The organism is Rhodopirellula sp. UH5 (assembly GCF_056839225.1).
In genome coordinates, this window is the sequence record NZ_CM166390.1 from 1,206,186 (window position 1) to 1,229,233 (window position 23,048).

General features: G+C 55.7%; 8 protein-coding genes. 4 read left to right on the forward strand and 4 right to left on the reverse strand.

Annotated elements, in window-relative coordinates:
- Nucleotides 1–174: 174 nt before the first annotated feature.
- Nucleotides 175–3,264 (forward strand): CRTAC1 family protein, encoded by a 3,090-nt coding sequence (locus UH5x_RS04395; RefSeq protein WP_482634846.1) that lies wholly within the window; start codon nt 175–177, stop codon nt 3,262–3,264.
- Nucleotides 3,254–6,349, forward strand: a complete 3,096-nt coding sequence (locus tag UH5x_RS04400) for an FG-GAP-like repeat-containing protein (RefSeq protein ID WP_482634847.1) — start codon at nt 3,254–3,256, stop codon at nt 6,347–6,349. Before UH5x_RS04395 ends, UH5x_RS04400 begins: the two co-directional genes overlap by 11 nt.
- Here the strand turns inward: UH5x_RS04400 and UH5x_RS04405 are convergent.
- Together UH5x_RS04405 and UH5x_RS04410 are read right to left on the reverse strand one after the other, a co-directional pair.
- Entirely contained in the window at nt 6,334–8,241 is a 1,908-nt protein-coding gene (locus tag UH5x_RS04405) for a hypothetical protein (RefSeq protein WP_482636124.1), read from the reverse strand. The two genes, UH5x_RS04400 and UH5x_RS04405, sit on opposite strands and share 16 nt — an antisense overlap.
- Nucleotides 8,242–8,667: 426 nt before the next feature.
- Complete coding sequence (locus tag UH5x_RS04410) at nt 8,668–14,478, reverse strand: ATP-binding protein (RefSeq protein ID WP_482636125.1); 5,811 nt, start codon at nt 14,476–14,478, stop codon at nt 8,668–8,670.
- Between the two features lie 453 nt (nt 14,479–14,931).
- On the opposite strand from UH5x_RS04410, the gene UH5x_RS04415 reads away from it, so the two are divergent.
- Together UH5x_RS04415 and UH5x_RS04420 are read left to right on the forward strand one after the other, a co-directional pair.
- On the forward strand, nt 14,932–16,299 hold the full coding sequence (locus UH5x_RS04415) for an SAM-dependent methyltransferase (protein WP_047817049.1): 1,368 nt from the start codon (nt 14,932–14,934) through the stop codon (nt 16,297–16,299).
- A gap of 264 nt (nt 16,300–16,563) precedes the next feature.
- Nucleotides 16,564–17,829 (forward strand): OmpP1/FadL family transporter, encoded by a 1,266-nt coding sequence (locus UH5x_RS04420; RefSeq protein ID WP_047816985.1) that lies wholly within the window; start codon nt 16,564–16,566, stop codon nt 17,827–17,829.
- 650 nt (nt 17,830–18,479) lie between these two features.
- Here the strand turns inward: UH5x_RS04420 and UH5x_RS04425 are convergent.
- Both UH5x_RS04425 and UH5x_RS04430 read right to left on the reverse strand, forming a co-directional pair.
- Nucleotides 18,480–19,898, reverse strand: a complete 1,419-nt coding sequence (locus tag UH5x_RS04425) for a PAS domain S-box protein (RefSeq protein ID WP_482634848.1) — start codon at nt 19,896–19,898, stop codon at nt 18,480–18,482.
- A 780-nt stretch (nt 19,899–20,678) separates the two neighbouring features.
- On the reverse strand, nt 20,679–22,826 hold the full coding sequence (locus UH5x_RS04430) for a cytochrome c peroxidase (protein WP_482634849.1): 2,148 nt from the start codon (nt 22,824–22,826) through the stop codon (nt 20,679–20,681).
- Between the last annotated feature and the right edge of the window lie 222 nt (nt 22,827–23,048).

Here is a 23,048-nt window from a genome sequence, read left to right on the forward strand (position 1 = left end):
AATGAGAGGGCGACTCGACGCGTCGTTAACGGGCAATCCGTTATCTTAGATGGTATCGCGGCTCGAACGCAGGACTGAATGCAGAGAGACGTTTTCATTCGATGCCTGTTTCTTTCGATTCAATGACATCCCCAAACGGTCTCGACGCCGTTACGAAACAACTCTGCAATTGCTTTGACACACCCTATCCACTCGGACATTCCTGAGCCCCCCGTGCCCCGAACCCGGATCGTCATCGACGCCGTGGGCAGTTGCCTCTTGTGCTGCCTGCTCTCGGGATGCAACGGCTCAGATGATGCATCGCCCAAGGACGCACCCAGCCCGCCAGCCGAGAACCATGCCGCTTCGGTTGACTCGCCCCAGGCCTCCAACACTCACTACCAGGAAGCGATTCAGTCGGTGCGTCGTGGCGATTTCCGATCCGCTGAGCGAGCTCTTCGTGACCACTTGCTGGCCAATCCCACCGATGAGCTGGCGATGGAATTGGCGGGTGATGTCTCTGCTCGGACCGGCGACATTGCTCAGTCAATTCAGTGGTACCGTGATGCAGTGGAGCAAACAGCCGTTCCCAGCGATGCTTTGCTGAACAAATTGGCGAAGCATCTGATGGCCAATGGACTGGCCTATGACTCAGTGGAGGTTTTGAAGCAAATGATCTCCACGTACCCCGAATTGGAACGTCCACGGTATGACCTGGCCGGACTGGTCACCGTGCTTGGACTCAATCGCGAGGCGATTGGTCCGCTGCAGTGGCTGATCCAGCACAACCTGAGCGACGAAGAGAGCCTGGTCGTGCTTTCCAATCCCGATCGCGTCCAACCCGACCCAGAGTTCTGTCACAAACTGTTGAGCCGCGCCCCCGAGGACCTCCGACCGCATTTCGCACTCGCAAAATTGGATGCCGTTAAACAAGACTGGCTGGCAGTCACGCAACAACTCACCCCCGTCCTCCAGCAGCATCCGGACTTCCTTCCTGCGTGGGCCTTGCAGGGTCAAGCGTTGGTTTCACTTGCGGTGGCGAATCCTGATGTTGCCGAAAGCCGTTCGAATTTGCTTCAATGGAGTCAGACAAAACCGCCCGGATTGGAAACTCTTCCGGAATACTGGAATGCCGCGGGCATGTGGGCGAAGTTCACGGGCGACAACGCTTCAGCAGTCCGCTCATTCACCGAAGCAGCACGCCTGCATCAATCCAATCACGGGCCCTCCCTGGCAGATCTGCAAGCCAGCTTGCGACAATTCGGCCGGGAAGCAGAAGCCGAGCAAGTCGCACGACGATTCGATCACATCGCTGGCTTGAACGATGCCGTCAAAACGTTTCTGGAACGAAACTCCCAGTCCCAGCTTGCAGCACTCAAAGTTGCCTATCGCATGGTCGATTTAGGTCGGATTTGGGAAGCCGAGGCCTGGACCCAGCTTGCCAAATCCCTCACACAGGATCCCGTTCCGAGCATCGAACAAGCGCATCTGGCAATCCGATCTCGTCTGCGCGCCGACACGCCCTGGCAGTCCCAATCCAGCTTGGTAGCGGATTCCATCCAGGTCAGCGATCTGCCAACCGTGTCGTGGAACGCATCCAGCAATCGCGTTCGCGAAATCGCCAATCAAATCGATGTCGCACCCCTTCAATTTCTCGAACAAGCCGCTGTACTGGGGTTGAAGCACACGGTCTCATTGGCCCCCGAAGCAGAATCCGAAGGCCACTGGATCTATCAAAGCACGGGAGGCGGCGCCGCCGTGCTCGACTTCGATCTGAATGGTTGGCCCGACGTCGCGCTCGCCAATCTCGATGGCAAACCGCTGCTCAAAAATTCGTCGCCCAATCAACTGTTCCGAAATTTGGAGGGGCATTTTCAGAACGCAACTGCCCCAAGCAAATACCTGGACACCGGATTCGCTCAAGGCATCACATCAGGCGATTTCAACGACGATGGATTTCCGGATCTGTTTGACGCGAATGTCGGTCGCAACCGCCTGTATCGCAACAACGGAGATGGAACCTTCTCCGATGCAACGGATGACGTGGGATTGGTGGGCAGCGAGTGGACCACCTCCGCTGTCATCGCCGATGTCAACGGAGACGGGAATGCAGACCTGTTCGAAGTCAACTACTGCGGTGGGATGGCCCCCTACGAAACCCCGTGCCGAAGCGAAGCAAACGGCAAGCTTTCGAGCTGCCCTCCTTTGAAATTCGAAGCCAGTCCCGATCACATCTGGAGTGGCGACGGCAAGGGCGGCTTTCAAAACGCCAGCCGGCAGTGGATGCAACCGACCAGCATCGGCCGTGGGTTGGGAATCATTGCTGGACAGCTCGACGAACTCCCAGGACTCGATCTTTTCATCGCCAACGACATGTCCGTCAATCATCTCTGGTCCTCCTCTCATTCCGCCCACACCAACGAGAGAAGCTCGCCTGAGCAGACAACACGGCTGACCGACATTGGTACGGTGAGGGGATTGGCGATGAGCGGGCAATCCAATTCCCAGGCGTCCATGGGAATGGCAGTTGGTGACCCCGACGGTGATGGAGACCTGGATTTTTTTCTCACCCACTTCGCAGAAGAACACAACACTTACTACGAACAAGTCGCCCCTGGTCTTTGGGAAGACCGGACTCATGCGGTGGGACTCTACGAACCCTCGCTGGATCAACTCGGTTTCGGCGCCACGTGGACCGACTTCAACCTGGATGGTGCAACCGAACTGCTGATCACCAATGGGCATGTCAGCGACACCGGACGCACCGACATCGGGTATCAAATGCCACCTCAACTGTTCACACGTTTGGGGTCAGGCCGTTGGGAAGAGATTCCCAATGACTCCCTCGGGTCCTACTTTGAGCAATCGCATCTTGGACGCGCATTGGTCACTCTGGATGCGAACAACGATGGCCGAACGGACGCGCTCATCACACACCTCTACGAACCCGTTGCCTTGCTCATCAATGAGTCCATGCCTGCCTGCGAGTCCATCGGCTTGGAATTCAAAGCAACGACCGGACACCGCGATGCAATCGGCACCACCGTGGAAGTTCGAAACCCCGACGATCAACGCACACTTCAGCTGACTGCCGGTGACGGCTACATGAGCAGCCAGGAACGCAAGCTGAACCTGCCAATTCCTAGCGGCAACACATCCAGCGACATCCAGGTTCACTGGCCGTCGGGACTCAGCCAGTTGTTCCGAGGTTTAGACGCTGGGCAAGACTACCTCTTGGTGGAGGGAATCGAAAAACCGATTCCAACGAAAAAGCATGTTCGGTGATTCAACGAAACGTTTGAATGTTGGCACAATGCTGCTCACGCTCTCTTGGCTGGGGTGGATCGTTGGGTGCTCCGCTGAACCATCCGATTTCGAAAAGCTGCGCAAGCAACAGCAGCACAACGAAACCAACCAAGCCACTTCCAAACAGGACGTGGACGAACAAATCGTATTGGCAAAGCAAGAACTGAAACTGGGCTCAGTTGAGCGTGCCGAAGCAATGCTCGAACCAATCTTGATGAGCCATCCCGACCGGACGGATGTCATGCGTTTGATGGCCGAGGTGCAACACAGATCCGGCAGTCCGGTCGCCGCCGCTGACTTGCTTGCGTCCATCCCCTACAGCAACCCCGAGCGATCTTCTGCGGCAAAACTGAAGGCCGTCGATTGGTACTTGCAGGCCAACGCCTATGAACCGGCCATCGACCTCTTGAAGAATGCGACGGAAACGACCACCGATCAGGATCGCGTCCGCCATCGGTTGGCCGAAGTCCTCAATCAGACGGGGCAACGCGTCGTGGCATGTCGTGTTTTGCAACCATTGATCCGCAAAGGCAAGGCCAGTGAACGTGACCTTTTCTCAGTGATCACTCGGGGAGAAGCGTTCATTGACGAATCGCTTTCGGCCCCCGACTTTTCAAAACTGAGCCTGGCTTCGTTGTCGCTGGCACGTCGACAACACGACGAAGCCAAATTGAGCGAGTCCAATGAACTGCTCAGTGATCTCCGTCAGAAATACCCGGAATCGACGGCAATCGCCGCCTTCCAAGGCCGCGTGCTAGCGGATCTGCAGGATTTCGAGTCACTCCAAGCGTGGCGTCACTCGCTTCCCTCGAACATTCAGGAAGAACCGGAGTACTGGCACGCCTTAGGAAAACTCGCTTCTCACCGCAACGATCACGAGGTGGCAATTCGCTGTTTTGGGGAGGCCATTCAACGCGACCCAACGGACCGCAACTCTCTTGTTCTCGTTGCTCGGGCGTTGCGGCAAGTCGGTCTCAACGAGGAGGCCGGGCAAGCCATGCGGCAATTCGAACTGCTCGAACGGACCGCCGAACTGGCGAAGATCTTTGGTTTGGCGTCGGGAACCCCAGCCGAGTATCGCGAAATGGCAGATCTGCTGTCGGAACTCGGACGCCCGTGGGAATCACTTGCGTGGGAACGCATTGCGGTTGCCATGACGGGAAGTCAACCACTCGATCAGACCGCGTTGAGCCAGAAACGCAAGCAACTGGTGGAGCTAGAAGCCTCAAACCCCGCTCTGCAACTTGCTCCATCGGTTCCCTGGTCACGCGAGAATCTATCCCAATGGCCGCTGCCGGCAGCACTCGATTCAGCCACGCTCGACCGCGATCATTCATCCCAGCCTCAGGGTTCCTCCCAACTCAACTCCGTCCCCGCCCCCATTCGGTTTCGCAACGTAGCCCCATTGCTGAACCTCCGTTTCCAGTACGACAACGGGGATGATCAGACCGACGAAAAGTTTTATCTGCATCAACAAACAGGCGGTGGATTGGGCGTCCTGGATTTTGACCGTGACGGCTGGGTTGATCTCTACTGCTCTCAAGCTGGCGTCGACGCCCTTGACTCGCAATCCCCCACCCCCAATCAACTGTTTCGCAACCTCTCTGCGAACTCTGTTCAAGACGTCACGTTGGATTCACAAACCGACGACCGAGGGTACGGACAGGGAATCGCCGTCGCAGACATCAACCAAGATGGCTTTCCAGATCTTTTGGTTGCCAACATCGGCGTCAACGTTGCTCTCAAAAACAACGGTGACGGAACCTTCTCTCGGGCCGAACTCCCGGGGGAAGGCGATGGCAAATGGACCACCTCAATCGCTTGCGGTGACCTCAACGGAGATCACTTGCCGGAGATCATCGAAGTCAACTACATCGACGATCCCAGCGCATTCGAAATCCCCTGCGTTCCAGACAACGACGCCTGCGGCCCCAGTCGTTTCCAACCTGCCGTTGACCGTTGGCTAACGCTCGATGCACGGGGTGCCTTTCAATCCTTTTTGCGGTCCGAAGGATCCTCTCCGAATGCAGGCCATGGTTTCGCAGTCCTGCTCGGCAATCTCAATGGCCAGCTGGGCAATGACGTCTACATTGCGAACGATGGCGATGCGAACCACTTCTGGCAAAATCGTGGCCGGCGAGCATCCGCCAGTGTGACTGACGGTTCCCTCCTCGCCGATTCCCAACTGCCACCAACCAATCAAGCAACTTGGCTCGCGGAGGAGACAGCCTCTCTCTCTGGAATCGCGAGCAGCCAACTGGGAGGACGACATGGATCAATGGGGCTGGCGTTCGCGGATTTTGATCGCAACGGTCTGCCCGACCTTCACGTGACCAACTACTGGGATCAAGAAGCCGATCTCTACCTTCAAGAAGAGGGCAAGACGTTCCGACATTCCAGCCGCCACTGGCAAATTCATGAACGCAGCAAACCAACGGTGGGATGGGGCACCCAAGCCGCCGACTTTGACCGCGACGGGCGAGCGGACCTGATGGTTCTCAATGGACACATTGTCGACCATCGGCATCGAGGCGTGCCGTTTCGAATGCTGCCTCAGTTGTTCCAAGGTCACGACAACCATTTCGAATTCGTCTCCGATTCAACCGACGCTGACGCTGGGCAGCGTGATGAGTTCTGGAGCCAACCGACACTAGGCCGAACGCTTGCGGTGCTGGACTGGAATCGAGACGGTCTGCCGGACGTCTTTGCCAATCATCTCGACCAACCAGCCACGCTTTTGCAGAACGAATCCGCCCCTCGAGCCTGGCTGCAGCTCGAATTGATTGGAACACATAGCGAACGAGACGCCGTTGGAGCCACGGTGGAGATTCAATCAGGATCCCAACGCTGGACCAACTGGCAGGTCAACGGCGGATTCTTGGCGAACAATGAAGCCGTGTTGGACTTTGCACTCGGCGACTCCGAGCAACCCTGCCAAGTCGCGATCCAGTGGCCATCGGGATCCAAACAAACTCTCACCAACCTTCCACCCAACTATCGATACGTTGTCACCGAAGGCGACTCCGAAAAGCCTTGGATACGCCTGAGTCATTCTCGCAAGTGAATCGGCTGGTGGTTTCTTCGTTCTAGAAACTCTCTCGCTCGCAAGAAGTCAAAACGCCCCTCCTCATCGACCAAGACCTCTGGTTTGGGCTCCATCTGAAGCGACTTGTCGATCGCTTCAATCGCCGCATTGAACGCTTGCATCCGCTGACCAGCAGGAGCCATCGCGTCCATCGGTTTGGAAACTCGGTTGGGAAGTGTGCGTAGAGACTTCTCCGCCACAATCCGAATGGCATCGTAAGGGTCATTCAAGGCCAACAACAAATACGGTTCCATCCACTCTGTTCCCGAAGCCTCCTGGGCGGGAGCCCAACCCATCGCGGCCACTTGGACAGCACGTTGAGCAGCATCACCACTCAACAAATGCAACGCCGATGTCGAGAGATCAACCTCGTTTCCCGGTGCCTCCCGATCCGGAAGAGGCTGGCCGTACCAATCGTGCAAGTGATTGGCGACCCAATGGAAACCTCGATCAAGGTGACACAACGAACAGGCATTCGCCCGGTCACTGACACGGCTTTGTTCGATCGAAGGGCTTGAAATCTGATGGCTGCGAATGGTTTTCAACAACCCATACGTGGTGTGAGGCATGTGGCAATTCATGCATCGACTGCCATGGGAATCAACCGCGTGATGGGTGTGCATTTCGATTTGCTCTCCCATCTCCGCATGGCACTGCAAACAAGCATCGTCCCCGGCCATCCCCTGACCAAGTTGATCGTTCCGCCAACTTGCCAATTGGGTTTCTCGATCCGTCCCTGGGACTTCTGGCGGGTGCATTTGATGGCAAGACAAACACGTCATTTCACCCTGTTGGAAACAAGCCGACTCGATCAATCCGTTGTATTCACGCCCGGCGATGCGAGGCATGCCATCCGACCAAAACGCACCGCCCACATCTTCCATCTCTGACCAGCGTTGAAACGTCTCTGAGTCGCGATGTTCGTCGGTTGCACGGACGACCCTCGAAAATCCGATTTCATCGAGTCGATCGCCTGGGCGAAACGGGTTCCCCGTCTGCTCATACTCCTGCAAACTCACGACGTCGTAATCGGGCAGAAACACACTGTGACATTGGCCGCAAACATCCGCGGATCGCCGCTTGGAAAGCTTCGCTGGATTCACCACCAGATCCGTGACGGCTTCCGTCGTCAAACTCTCCTCCGAGTCTTCGTCTTCGCGGTTGGAGTGGCGAAGGACATGCCCCTTTCCTTCCCCATGGCACGCTTCGCAGGCGATGCCGAATTCTGCCACGCGAGTGTCCCATTCCAGTGTCTGCTCATTCGAACGCTCACGAGGATGCGTCGAATGACATCGACTGCACGTCCGATTCCACGTGCCCAATTCCAGCCCAGCGTGATGGTCTGGAGGTTGCAGAAAACTGGAATCGCGAGGAATCCAGCGTTCTTCCTCTATCAGATAGACAATGTCGAGTTGGGCTGGGGTTCCCAAATGGTCGGACGCGTGCCAAAAGACATGCATGTGATGCGATCCGGTCATCATCAGCAGTTCCCGACGCAACACCATTCCTCCCCGGAACGGATCGGCATAAGTGACGAAAAATGCGTCCTCGTGTCTCTCGAAGGCGTAACGCTTTCCGTTGACGACCACCTGTTTGTTGACAATGGATTCAGGAGCCGTTTCCTCGCGGATGATTTGTGTCATTGTCCGGTGAAACGATGCGTCCCAGGATTGGTGCTCCTCAGCGTGGCACTGCAGACAAGTTTCGGAAGCAACGAACCCCGCTTGGAGATCAGCGACGGGACGCAACTGAGACGTCGTCAGCGTGACCTCGGGTTCCAAGGGCGCGCTGTTCCGATCGTTTTTGCCGACTGGACCGATCGCTTGAGATTCCAGGCGGGATTGAATTCCTGTTGCCTCATCACCCTCCATCGCCGTGTCGGAAGACACCGGCGAACGAGTGCATCCCAACAAATTGGCCGACAACAAAACGGCTAAAAAGGGCCAACCAAGACGGGGCCCCCAACCACGAAAGGACCGTTTGTCAGCCTCCGGATCCTCAGCGATCGTCGCTCGCCTGGACGACCGATCTTCCATCCTCGACGCCTGCCTCTCGTTCCGTTTCATTCGTAACTCCGCCTGCGACAATCAACGAGGTTTCAGCTTTCAACATGCATTCCATCACCTCACCCAAACGGATGCAACGAAAGAGAATGACTCGCTGGTCGAACCGAGCACTGTTCGCGGTCCATCCCTCGGCGAATGCAATCAGAACGTCAATCTACTCCAAAGGGAGAGGTCCTGAATAGCGAGTGCCTGCCACGCCTTCCTGGCAGTGCGAGCACGAACGTCTCCGGTTCAAGACGCCGGCGAGGCTTGCTTTTCGACCATCGCTGCGTCGACGAATTCTTGCAACTCAGACAAGGTCGTGCGAAGTTGCTGCCATTCCGCCACTTCGATCGCCGCTTCACCCTTGATGGCAATCTCTGACAGTTGGCCCAGTCCGACTGTTCCACCGGAACCTCGGATCTGATGCAAATGCTTGCCAACTTGTTCGAGGTCGCCCCGATCGTAGGCGTTGATGATGCTGGGCATCGTCTGATCAACCTGATCGATCAAATCACAGGCAAACGTGTGCAACCAATCGTAGTTGAAGATTTTGTTTGGTTGTGAAACCACCTTCTCAGCGGTCACCGCCACTTCCTCAGCAACCAAGTCACTGACTTCGTCGTCAACGCTCGATGCGTCCGCAACCACCACGCCCTCGTCGGTTGCCACACGATCCTGCCCGATCGTGTTTCTCGCAACGCTCTGAAGGAGTGAATTGAGATCGAGCGGCTTGGTTTGGTACTCCGTGCACCCAGCTTCACGACAACGAATCTCATCCCCGGTCATGGCGTTGGCCGTCAATGCAATGATTGGCTGCTGCACCCCCGATTCACGCAAAGTTGTTGTTGCCGTGTAGCCATCCATCACCGGCATTTGCATGTCCATCAGCACAATGTCGACCATCTCTGGTTGACTCGTCAGTGCATCGACCGCTTCCTTGCCATTGGTACGGGTGAGAACCTCTGCTCCAGCGTCCTGCAGAAACAAGGACAACAACCGGCGATTCGTTTCACAATCGTCGACGACCAAAATCTGGACGCCGCTCAAATCCACCTCGTCAAATAGGTTCTCTTGGACGCCGTTGCTCGGTGCCACCACCTCTTTCGGCCCCAGCACACGGACACCCGGTGGACATTCGATTTCAAATTCGAGGATCATCTGGGTGCCAACGTTCTTCGCACTTGAGACATTCAATGTCCCGTTCAATGCTTCGGTCAAACGCTTGCTGATCGACAATCCCAATCCGGTCCCGCCATATTCACGCGTGGTCGAAACATCCGCTTGTTTGAATGGTTCAAAGATCACCGAGCTTTGCTCGTCCGTCATTCCAATGCCAGTGTCTTCGACCACCAACTTCAACTGCGTGGGAGTTCGCTCGGTTCCGTCTGAAGTCGACGTATCGGACGCAATCGAGATGGTCACCCCGCCTGCGTTGGTGAATTTGATCGCGTTGCTGGTCAAGTTGGTCAGAATTTGACGAAGTCGCGTTGGATCACTGTAGATTTGCTCTGGAACATCACTGTCCACACGAAACGCCAGTGTGATGTCCTTCTCAATCGCTTTGGAACGCAACGAAGCAATCACGTCTTGGGCCATCCAGCTTGGATTGCAAAGGACCCGTTCCGTCTCGATCTTGTCGGCCTCGATCTTGGAAATGTCCAAGATGTCATTCAGCAAATGAAGCAGGTGAAGGCCATTGGAATGAATCGTTTGCAGGTGCGACTCACGCTCCGCGTCATCCGTCACCACACCGCGCAACAACAACTCCGTGAATCCCAAGATCCCGGTGATGGGAGTGCGGATCTCGTGACTCATCCGAGCCAAAAATTCACTTTTGGCTTGATTCGCCTGTTCCGCGATTGTCTTCGCGATCTGAAGTTGATCTTTCGTTGCAGTCAATTGCTGGGCGGTCAGCTCGAGCTCTTTCGAATGACGCACAACGGAATCCGTTCGTTCCAAAACCTTCCTCTCAAGATTCAAGTTCAAATCTTGCAGTTGCTGGAAGCTGTTGGCCTTTTCCATCGCAGCGCCGGCTGCGGAGGTCAGATAGTCAGCGATTCGAATTTCATCGTCGTCGTAAAGATTCGAGAATCGCTCGTTGCTGACATACAGGTAGAACACGGTCTGATCATTGACATCCACTGGGCTGCACAAGAACGTGCCTTGCCTTGACTTCGTGATGCCATTGGCAACCGTGTTCTCCACCTCCACCACCACCGTCTGACGAGTGCGGCTCACTTCTTGAACGATCGCTGCATCAAAGGGCATTTCAGGCGGCACTGTCTGATAACCGCCGCTGTCGGAACGAATCACCAAGAAGACCTGTTCACCGCGGAGGATCTTTGTCGCGGCGCGACGCACTTCCTGGTAGATCTGTTCCGGAAGGACACTGGTTGCGATCCGTCGTCCCGACGCAAGCAGGGAATCGAAACGATTCACCAACGAAAGCGATCCGCTTTCGTTGACGTCGTAGTCGCTGCATTCCAATGCCGCCAGTGTGCCTCGAGCACTTTCAATCGCATCGGCATCGATCGGCCAACCGAACACCGCCGCGAAATCGGCAAACAAGATCAACGTTTTGGCATGAGCCACCATGGCTCCCTGCTGCTCGGCGACCTGCAAACTATGTTGGAAGGCGGACTGAGCAGCCCGCAGCTTCCCCGTCAGCGCCAAGTAGGCCGCTCGCTCACGGAAAGCATGGGGAATTTCGTTGGTGAACTGCTTGCTGACTTTCACCGCTGTCTTGGTCGCGTGGCCGAGTTCTCGTATCAGTCGTTGGCGGCGCTTCGCACTGCGTGGCACCGTCGTTTCAAACTGGCGTCGCATCGCGGTGCAATACCATGGATAAACGGGACTGACATACGCGTTCTTCACTCGAGTTGCCTTGGCGACTGAAATCGCATTGGCAAATGACTTGACTGCCTCGTCGAATTGGTCGTGGTAGAACTCCCGTACGCCTTTGGCCAACAAGACCTGACACATCCGTTGAGAATCCGCCAGATCCCTTGCGAGTTCGTTCTCGATCACGTCCTCGGGAATGTCCCCGTTGGTCGCTCGAGCCCACACGTCAATGATGTTGCCGGTTGCTTGAAAGTCCCCGCGTTTCAAAGCCGATTCGAAGTTGATGCGAGACTGTTCCAACGCTTCCTTGTGTCTGCCCAATCGATACAACGCCGCCGCCAACTGGTAACGAGCGATGTGCACTTCCCAGTAGTCACCGGTGCGTTCGAGCATCTTCACCGCTTGCCCGGCTTGATCCACGCATGCCTCGTAGCGTGAAAAAGACAACAACAGAATGCTCAGGAAGTTCCGCGTTTGCCCCTGGCCCCACACATCGCTGAACGCCTTTCGAATCTCCAAAGACCGGCCAGCGTACTCCACGCCACGATTCTCCCAGCGCAGCAACGTCATCACCGGAGCATGCTCGGAATAGGACTGGGCCAGAAAGCGAGTGGGCTGAAAACGCTCCGCCGCATTCATCGACCGCAAGTGAGCCCACAGCGTGTAGTACTTGTCGCGGGTGTACCAATAGGCATGCGCAATTTGGCTGTACAATGACAGCGACATCTGTTCCTCTTCAGTAGGCTGCCCGCCACGTCGCCCAAGAAAACAAGGGAACAATGAATTTCGAACCTGCCGGGCACCCTCCAGCGCGATGCGAGCCATCAGCGCCAAACGATTGTTGCAGACCGGTTGCCGAAGCTGCCTCAACGAAGCTTCAAAGCACTCCACCGCCAAGTTTTTGCTGCCACGTTTAAAATGCAATTCGCCGCGTTTCAACGAGATCCGGGCATGGTGCGTGTCTGTTTCTGCACTTTCGCTGGCTTGATCGAGCCACGTTTCAGCCTTGTCATATTCGCCTTGCAATATCAGCACGTCGCTCATCATCATCTGAATGAGATGAGTCTTCGCACGGTCCGCATGCGAAATTGCTCGCACGGCAATTCGCAGTTGCTCCTCTGCGCTCACCAATGAAAAGCTATTCCTCGCAATCTCGGCCGCCCGCAACGCAAACGGCAATGCTTGTTCGTGCATTTCCGCTGCGTCAAAGTGATAGGCCAACTTGAAGAACTCAAGCGGCTCATGCTCAACGTAGTACTGTCCGATTTGACCGTGCATCGAACGAATTCGATCGTTCGACAACTCCTCCAAAATGGATTCCCGAATTTTGTCATGCACAAATGCCAAGATCCGATCGGGACGACTCCATACCAAACGTTGAACCCGCGCTGGATGGATGGCTTGGTGCGCATCGGCAAGCCGAATGCCAACCAACTCAGCGGCGACTTCAAGATTGAAGTCGCGACCGATCACCGCGGCTGCGGTCAGCAACTCGCGTGTTTCATTGGGCAGCCGTGTCAGACGGTCCACCAAGATTTCGCTGGCATCGTCGGCCGCCTGAAAGCTGACCAGCTTCGCCTGATCGATGCCCCAACTTTTGTCGACCGGACGCAGCGCACTTGATTCGACCAACCCACGTACGATGGCAGATGCCATGAAGGGACTGCCGCCAGCAAATCGCTGCACCACATCAATCGCAGCCTGCGGCAACTGCCCCGCCATCGATTCAGCCAGTTGTTGAACCGCTTGATCCGACAAAGGCCCCAGCGAAAGCTTGACTGGGAAGCTCACATCATTCAAACGTGAACTCAAACCTTCGTCCGGGCGTGTCACGGCAAACAGAAACAGATGCCGCGCCGGATGCTCGCAGATCGCTTGGAGAATTCGAAACGATTGATCGTCCATCCATTGGCAATCGTCCAGCGTGATCATCACACTTGTTTCCGGCGTCCCCAGTTCCGTGAACAGGGTGCGGAAAGCAGAAACGATTCGGCCTTGCCCGAACTCTTCAGGACCAGAAAGCTTCGCGTTGCTCCATCCGAACGCCTTGGCAAGCGCCGGCAGTGCCGTGGTGACTTCTTGTCGATACGGCTCCATCCGATCACGTGTGCACTTCAACATTTCTGGATCATTGATCAGATGCTTGATCAGTTGATCCATCGCCTGCAGCCAAATCGCCGATGGTTGCTGGTTTGCGTCCGGTAGTGAACGCCCTCGAAGTACCAAGAATCGCTTCCGTGATGCCAGTCGCGAAACTTCGTTCAACAATCGTGTCTTCCCCATCCCCGACTCGCTGCGCAGCAGCACTCGATCGGACCGCCCGTCGATCACATTGTCCAAGGACTTCTCAAGCGTTCTGACATGTTCATCACGCCCGACAAAAGCGGGATCGATCAGGACGGTGCGTTTGTCAGCGCTGCCAATCACAAAGTCTTCCGCGGAACCACCCGTCATCAATTGATGAGAGATCGCTTTGACATCATGGAGAACCGCCGCTGCGCTCTGATAGCGGTCGCGAGGCTCTTTGCAGATCAGTTTGTCGACCAAAGTGATCACGACCGACGGTGTTTCATCGGGGTAGTTCCCGCTTTCTGGATCCGCGGTCATGTGCCGGTATAAGATTTCGCTGACATCCCCTGAAAACGCAGGCGTTCCCGTCAGGGCGGCGTACAGCACATGCCCAACGGAATAGAGGTCCGAGGTTTCACTGATGTCATGATCGATGATCCCGGACAATTCGGGTGAGGTGTAGGTCGCGCACTCGCGAGCCAACAAATCATCCTTGCCGAACAACTCCGGGCACCACAGGGGCACATAGCCGCAAAGCACCGACCGCCCATCCTCGCGGACAATGATGTTGGACGGCCGAATGTCTCGGTGGATACACCCAATCCGATGAATTTGCTCGAGTGCTTCGAACAGATCTTGGGCCAACAGCATGGCCTCCGTGGCCGTCAACGGACGCTTTCGAAAACGTCTCGCCAGCGAGGTCCCTTCGACGAAAGGATAGACCACCCGAAGATGAGTCTCGCCCACCATGAAGTCGATTGGCCGTGAGTAGGTTTCGCAGTGAATCCCCGATGTCAATCGCGATTCCGTTTTGAATCGATGAAAGCCGCGCTCTTGAAAGAACAACTTAGGAACTTCGCGGAGGATGACCTTTCCACCCGTTGTGGCGTCAATCGCCGAGAAGCATGCAACAACCGATGCGTTGGACAACTTCTTTTGGACGTTGTAGCGCACGCTGGTCGTTGACTCGTTTTCCCTGGTTGGTACAGAACCCACATTTGCCTCGATAAGATTTCGTGAAAGCGTCACTGCGAAGAAGCGAACATGACATCGGGGCCTTGGTCACCGTCGCCTCTTAGAGCAATCCACCGCGCTTGCGCAATGCTTAGAAATTGCCCTCGTAACAGTACCGCGCAGATTGGCGCCACTCTCATCGACCAGACAAAATGAGCAGAATATTTCAGTTGACTTTCAGGAAACTCTCAATAGTGTCCATACCATTGGTATAACCATCGTGTTGCGTCACACCTTGGCGCGAGCCAACCTTAAAGAACGTTTGGTAAAGTTCCCGATTCAATCGAAGCGTTTTGGATCCAGTGTTCTTGGGTGAACACGCGTTCTTGCTTTTCTTGCACGGCTCTTGGAGAGAACATGCTTACATCAGTGGATGGAAAACCAGTTGTCAGCTGGGAAGAAGACTACGCCCAACGCGTGAACCCGCAATTGATGACGGAGCTCTTGCACAATGCCATCCCAGTTCTCAAAGCTGTTCAGTGGAAGGTCACCTCCGTAGGGGAGGGTTCTTGCGAATCCGTTCTTCCGCTCACAAAGGCTTCCACTAATCAACATGGAACCCACCAAGCCGCATTGATCTCGTTGTCCGCGGACTACACCGGTGGGCTCGCTTTGACGACGCTGTTGCGCGGCGTCCCCCTGGCGGGGATTCACCGATGCACCGACGAGGAGTCTGCTTCGCTGTGGTTGGCAGCCATGGACGTCAAGTATCGCAACCCCAGCACTGGCCACCTGACCGCGACCTGCGACATTCCAGCCAACATTGCCCGCACGGTCCAGCAACGGTACTTCGGCGGCAAACGCATTTTGGTGACATTGCCGGTTGTGTTCACCTCCAACGGCGAACTTGTTGCGGAGGCCGAGATGCGGTACTTCGCACAACCATCCATTCAGCTCAAACCAACGAAGACCAACCCACGCATCTCTCCGATCTTTAAACAGAAGCTCAAAGCGTCCGCCCGAATGATCGCAGGACTGCGTGCTTCATCGGAAAGCAAGAACATTCGTGTCGATCAAAGTCACGAACGTCAGGCAGCCGGTCCCCATGGTGAATTGCTGGCCAATCGCCTCAACGGAGTCTTGCCACAACTCAAAGACATGGTGTTGGCTCGGACCCGACACATCGACGAAACCCTTCGCAGCGTGGACGGACTGGAGCAGGTCATTATTCTCGGCGTTGGCTTGGACATGCGTCCCTTCCGACTGAGCAAGGAACTGGGAGATCCAACCTTCTTTGAATTGGATCTGCCAGAAATGCTCGAAGAGCGCAATCGCGTGACCTCCGAAATGAAATCCGATGGCGACATCAAACGGCATTGCATGGCGGCGGATTTCAAAGTCGATCAAATCTCGGAACTCCTCTCCAAGAACGCTGAATTCGACCCGACACGTCCGACTGCCGTCGTCTTCGAAGGTTGTTCGATGTACTTCACGAAAGATGAGAACCAGCAAATTCTCCGTGACATCGCCACCCTCCTTCAACATCCCGGCAGTCTCGTGTGGTGCGATCTGGTTCGCGAGAACGTGGTCGAAGGAACCGTTCCTTCCCCCGATATCAAGAAGTTCACGGACGGAATGGAAGAGCTGGGTGAACGTTTCATTTTCGGCAGCAACTCACCGACCGACTTCTTCTTGACCTGCGGCTTGCCGCAAACCAAGTCCACTACCGTGGGTGAGTTCTTACGCTCGGACGACCCGGTCTTGGCAACCTATCAATTTGCGGTTGGCTTCAAGTAGTCGGATCGCAGACACGTTCATTCGATACTTAACCTGAGTTCATCGGCTTCGGCGCGGTTGCTCTTGCCTGCTACGCGATCTCAACGCCTGCTTCGAAGTGTCACCGAAACCAAGATCTCGACGGGTGCATTTTGAGCACGGTGTGAAACTGTGACGTCCCGACCAGATTCCTCACGTAAGCCGCAACGATTACGCCGATTAGTCCGAAGTTGCCGGTGATTCTGCCGGTGAGCACAAGACGAATCCATCGTTGGGGCAAATTGGATGTTCAAGAGAGTTCTTCCGTTCGCGGTTATATTTCTGTCGCTCAGTTGGGCGAGCGACGCCTTTTCACAGGGTGCCTACATTTCGGCTGCTGGGCCGGTCAACCGCAGCATGGGGGGAGCTTCCACGGCGGCTCCGATCAGCGCATTGAGCGCGATGTACTGGAACCCTGCTTCTATCAGTGGGATGGAACACAGCGAACTGGAGGTCGGAGTCGACCTTTTGTTCACCGATCACCAAGTCACCTCGACTGTCGGTGCAACGACAGGTACGACCGATGCGGAACCCGGATCCTTTCCGGTCCCCAACTTCGCCTGGACACATCGGCTGGAAGATCCCCGCTTCACCTTTGGACTGGGAGTCAACTCCGTCGCAGGTTTCAAAACCAATCTGCCAGCCGACCCCACCAATCCCGTGTTGGCACCGCAGCCGACGGGACTGGGACAGATCACTTCCGAAGCTTCCTTTTTGCAGATCGCGCCTGTGCTCTCGATGGCGATGACCGAGCGACTGTCCGTCGCGGCCGGCCCGCTGATCACGACAGGCCAAGTCGGAATCGAACCGTTCGTCTTTGACTCCGTCAACGGCGACAACACCTACTCTTCTGGGCGATCAACGAGTTATCACTGGGGCGGTGGTTTTCAAATTGGATCCTACTTCCTGATGAGCCCCAACTGGCAGCTCGGAGCGTCCTACAAAAGCAAAGCGTGGATGGAAACGTTCGAATTCACGGGTGCCGACGAGAACGGTTTGCCGAGAACCTTGACTACTGACATCGATCTTCCATCGGTCATCTCACTGGGAACCGGATACACCGGGTTCGACCAATGGCTCTTCGCCGCCGACATCCGTTACCTCGACTATGCCAACGCCGATGGCTTTGGTGACGAAGCATCCTACGATGCAACTGGAAAACTTGCGGGGTTGGATTGGAGCAGCGTCTTTGCTCTTGCCTTGGGTGCCCAACGCAGCATCGGAGACCGAGTGTTTCTGCGGGCGGGATACACCTACAACCAAAACCCAATTCGTGAAAGCGAATCGTTCTTCAACCTGGCTTCCCCACTGATCTACGAACACATGCTCAGCATGGGTGGTTCGTACAAACTCAATCAAAAGGTGGCGGTGAACGTCGGTTGGTCTCACTACATGGAGAACACACGAACGGGAGCAGTCATACTGCCTGGGATTGGCGCGGTCCCTGGGTCTTCGGTCACCAACCGAATGTCGGCTGACTTTCTTAGCTTCGGCATCGTCATGCAGCAGTAGCGATCTCGAAACGGCGCTTGTGCCAGATCGCATTCTCGCCCTGATGAGACCTGCACGACTCATTGTTCAGATGGGCGCGAAGTGGATTGCTGATCAAGAGCGACCGACTCATCGCAAGAGCCACCCAACTGCAACCTCAACTGCGTTTCAACGCAGTCTACAGACGGGTTCACCTGTCCCGTTCGGGGTGTGGCAAGCTGACACATGAACGCTCACAACCAGAGAAAACTCGAGCGTTTGACGCTTTCAAGCGAACAAAACGCCTTCACGAACACTCATTTTGAACACCCCATTGGGGATGCCCCTCAATTCGAAAGAAGGCAACCGCCTCAAGGTCACCTTTGAGCGATAATGTTATGGGGCAAAGAGCAAAGCTCGGTCAGCATCCTCTCGATTCACCTTGGGGCAAAGGTGGATCACCTCGGATGCTGGCCGAGCTTGCCTGCTTTCTATATGTGAGCCGCCTGGCGTTCGCCACGGTTCCCACGCACAAACGGGGCTCACGCCCAAACGGCTCGCGGGATTCAACCCAATCATTCCTGCCCACCAGCTTATCACCAGCAACCGTCCCCATTCTTGCGACGGATTGAGACTTGCGAGTCACCGCACTCGTCCTGCGTGACCAAACCTTTCGGCATGCCGCAGCGTGCTCAAGCCGACATGATCTCGGCGGTCAATGAAATCTTGACCAGTTCAGCCACGCTCTGAGCGTTGAGCTTCTTCATCAAGTTGGACCGATGGCGTTCCACGGTCTTTTCGCTGATATCCAAGCGATTCGCGATCACCTTGTTCATGCTGCCTTCGACAATCTGTTGCAGAACCTCGCGTTCGCGATTGGTCAAACGTCGCAGTCGGGCCTTTGCCTTCGCGGCACGCTTCGTCAGCAACTCCAAATGCTTTCGGTGGGTGATATCCAATGCCCGAGCTTGAATGCCAACGAACTGATCCGAATCATTGGCCAACGGTGAACAGGTCAGCAGCAACCAAACCAAATGCCCATCAGCGTGGGTGATCCGCACTTCATGCGCCTCGGAGTGATTTCGATGAAGCATCCGCTGGTCGATCAATTCCGCGCTCTCAGCTTCTGCCAGTTCACAGATATTCAAACCGTTCAGTGTTTCGGTCTGGCGTCCAAGCATGGACGCGAAGTTCTCGTCCACCTGCAGAATCTTCCCGTCTAGATTCAACACCGCATTGCCCTCGGTATTGTTCACCACGATCTCGCGGTATTGGTTCTCGCTCTTGACCAAGGCAGAAAGCAGTTCCACCTGACGGGTCACATCCTGGGTGGTGCCGCGTCGCACAATCTTCCCATCGACCTCCGTCAACCAAACCGTCGCGGAAAAGTGACGTCGTGGTCCATGTGCCGGATTGCTGGCAAATTCAAATCGACGGACATCCCCAGGATGAAAAGGCGGCCGATTCACATCCAATATCTTTTCGCGGTCCACTGGATCCACTACTTCGATGAACTCATCAAAGGCGACGGGACCGGAGGCTGGATCGATGTTATGCAATTTATAAAGTTGAGTTGACCACCACGCCACCGGCTCGCCCTCAACCCACTCCCAACTGCCCACACGCGAATTTGCTTGGGCCGATTCGAATCGCTCATTGGTGAGACGCAGTTCTTCTTCGAGGTTCTTCGTCGGCGAAACATCGATCACCGTGGCACTCGCAAATTCGATGGGGCTGCTTCCGTCATGGTCACCAACAAACGTGAACCGCAACCAAATGAGTGCCCCATCAAGATGCACCATTGGGAACTCTCGCACGACCCGGTCGGCCGCTCCCATGCCAATTCCTTGAACAACCACCTCAAATGCAGAAGCAAAGACACTTTCGACCAATCGGCTCAATGGCCGCTCTCGCAGGGTCTCCAAATCACGCCCGAGCATTCTTGCGAACGAAGCATTCGCATCTCTCAACTGGGTTGTTTTGACATTCAAGCGAACGAAGCCGATGTCAAACTCGTCCAACGCATTGCCGAGCATCACAATGGATTGATGCGCCTGATCAATCCGCTGTTCCGCACCGCGTCGGTTTGTGTTTTGGTAGTTCGGCGCCATTTCAATCAACCACAAGAAATCCCTACCTTCAATTCATCTCAATCGAAGGCGTTTAAAAAACTAGTCATCCACCGTCTTCGCCAACAGGAATGATTCCGCCTTCGGAATTCATTGATGGGTCATTGAGATGCAACTATCAGTCGCATGCTCACCTCAGTGCAAATACCGCCTCGGCAACCGTTCGACCGTCTTTTCTTTTGTCAGTGGCACATCCCGCCCGGTGCACTACCGGACAATTGTGTCCTTCCACGATCGTTCGAACCACCGAAGTGGTTGCGAAACGGATCCCAGTCACAAACGCGTGCCAGTGACAGAATCAGGGCGCAATGCAGGACCATGCTGCCATTTGCGGTTCTCCGCAAACGAAAACTCAGTCTAACACGGCCTCAAGCTGCAATCGACTCCCGAATGCACCTGTTTTCGATTTATCCACCCAGATGGCACCAGGGCCAACCTTGCAATGAACCCACGTTCAGATGTGTCATCCGAAAGACCTCGGGTGCACTTCGTCAAAATGCCACAACCAAGACGCATCCAAGGCATCCAGCCCATCGCCTTGTAAATCGAGCCGATGAGGTGGCGCCTGTCACAGATACGTTTTCGGTGCAACGCGTGGCACTTCCAGCGTCGACTCTCTCACCCACGTTTTACGAAACATTTGGTTGGATGAAACCACAAAACGTAGATTCTTCAGTCGACCGCAACGCAAAGAAGCGCCTTTGGCGAACGCAAGTCGCGAAAGCGGGCCTTCGGATGCCCTAAGAATCGGCTGAGCCGAGTCTACAGACTCTCGAGGTAGCGAATCAATTGTGCCCGTTCTTCGATCGACAATTCTTGCGGCAGTTGATGCTGAAAGTTGCCGACAACATCGCTCAACTCAGCTGCTCGCAAATCATGGAAGAGCGAGTGCAGATGCCCCACACCTCGCAACGACGGCGGGTTGAATTCGGTGATCCCTCGCTCATCCTTCAGACCCACGTCATAGGTCGCATCCGATGTAAGAATCGAACCGGAATGGCAGGACACGCAATCCAACGACTCGAACAAGTGTCGTCCTTTCGACACAAGTTCTCGATCCAGATCCGTCACCGGGGCGCGAAAAGCCGGAGCGGCCGGGATCGACTCAAGGAACGCGACGAGGTCCGCCACGTCACCATCATTCATCTTCCGTCCTTGCATGGTCAATTCCAGTGTTTGCCGAACTTGACCTTCAATCTCTGACTTGTCTCCCACCCAAGCCCAGGGACCGGTTTCGCCGACTCCACGCAGAGAAAGAATGCGTTTGGGGGCGCCTTCGCCACCATCGCTCAGCGTGTCGGCCAGCGATCCGCTGGTGTGCCCGTCGGTGTGACAACTATGGCAACTGTACCAACCGCCACGAGAAAGACTGGCGTCAAAGAACAGCAACTCGCCTCGATCGCTTGCTTGAAGCGAAGGGGATTCGCCGAGACTCAGGGATGTCGCAATCACGAACAACTGTTCTTCGCCCGCCTGGACGTCGGGACCAATCTGGTAGCTCTTCGTTGCAACATCAGAGCTGACCGGCTCAACGGCCGGGTCATCAGAGGAGCGGTAGGATTTGCTTCGGTAAGCAGACGAGTCATCCTGTTCCTCCTCCGTCTCTTCGTATTCGTACTCTGCTTCGTACTCGACTTCTTCGGTTTCAGAGTATGGCCCGGCGTCGCGGATGGGTTCCGCATCACTGGCCCCCGTCCCCTCGCTTGAGACATCGCTGTCACGGGAGCGCACGCTCTCCTCGGTATTCACTTCCGGCGCATCGAAGTGAAAATCCAATCGAGTCAACGAATCCGAGTGTTCATTGGCGACCAAAAATCGATCTTCCGAAATCTTTGCGATGGCAACTGGCCGGCGTCCGGCCACAATTCGAGTCACCCCGATCCCACCGGGTTCGACCACGCCCACCTGCCCCAATCCACCAATGGTCACGACCAACCGACCGTCTTCTCGCATTTCTAACGCGTTGGGGTCACCGGCTCCGCGTGTGTTGTTGCCAACCGCAATGAAGCGTCCCGACTTCATCAAATTCGCTTTGGGATCCACAATCGTCGCGACCGAAAGCTCACGCATCGCGTCGGACACCATCGATCCCCAAATGATCTCACTGCTTCGCGGCGGCGCGATTTCATTGATCAACTCATGCGTCACATACACCATTTCTCGGTCCGTGCTGCGTACAAACCCTCGAATGTTGTTGCCGGGAATTTCCCGAATCGACTCGACCTGAAAGTCATCCAGGCGAATGACAGCCAACCGAGGCCCAAACGCGTCGGCAACCAGCAACCGATTTTGATCGGGAAGAATCAATTGTGCCCGGGGCGAAAATGGCAGCGACACGGTGGCCATGATTTCGGGTGGTTGATCCGCAGATCCCTGCAGGTTCACGAACGTGACTTCCCTCGCCCAGGTTGAGCAAACCGAGCACCAGTCCCCATTGTCAGTAGCCCGAACCGTCGCCGGTTCATTCGGCACCGCCACGCTCCATTGAATGACGGGACTGCCAGCATTCATCTGCACGGATGTCAGCCGTCCATCTTGCTCCGTGACCAGCAAGCGTTCCCCCACCGCGATCAAATCCGTCGGGTGACCACCCAGCCGATACTCGCCGATCACCTGGAGCGCATTCGTGTCAACAACGCTGAGTGTTCCACTGCGACGATTGGCAACGACCACCTGATCATCACCCGTATTCACGACCGCCACGGGGCGACGCAGCATGGCGGTTCCGGCCGCCACCGAAGACAAAGCCTCCCCGCCTCGAATGGACGTCTTGCTCGTCGACGTGGGCTGCACAATCGGTTGATTGCCCCAGACGGATTCGTTCCAACAAAAGAACGCCGCCCCTAACAATCCGATTGTGCAAACGGACCAGGCAGCAAAACGACGAGCACAGCGATGGTTCTGGTTCATGGCAACAGTATGACCGGATCACTTCCTGGTGTCACGCTGACAAGCGGTCAAAAATTCGACGCCCTGGGTGAAGAGACCAGTTCAGCGCCGCCTATCCCTGCGAAACCAGCGGGTTGTCGCCCAACGCTGCCACAACGAAAACCGGCGGTGCCGAGATGGCCTGAACAGACCAATCGACACTGCGCGAACGACACGGGCCGAGCGGATTCTTCACTGCGTCGG